The 247-nt window shown below is 70.0% G+C and carries 1 protein-coding gene; it reads left to right on the forward strand.

Features of this window, described 5'->3' with window-relative positions:
* Positions 1-222: hypothetical protein (locus ACSNOK_RS35565; RefSeq protein ID WP_436784803.1), on the forward strand; the 222-nt coding region annotated here is incomplete at its 5' end.
* Between the last annotated feature and the right edge of the window lie 25 nt (positions 223-247).

Here is a 247-nt window from a genome sequence, read left to right on the forward strand (position 1 = left end):
CTGCTGGTGCTGGTCAACCGGCTGGCGGTGGGGGCGGTGCAGGTGACCGCGCTCAACTTCGGCACCAGCAAGCTCACCGCCCGGGTGCAGTCCGAGCACATCCCGGCCGGACGGGTGTTCGACCTGTCCAGCCGGCGCAAGGTCGACAACGTGGACGACCTCGGCGGCTTCACCGTGACGCTGCAGCCCTTCGGCGGCCTGGCCATGCTGGTCCGGGAGTAGCCGACGCACCGTCGTTCACCCAGGT

Source organism: Streptomyces sp. URMC 126 (assembly GCF_051386555.1).
In the GTDB taxonomy this organism is placed as follows: domain Bacteria; phylum Actinomycetota; class Actinomycetes; order Streptomycetales; family Streptomycetaceae; genus Streptomyces.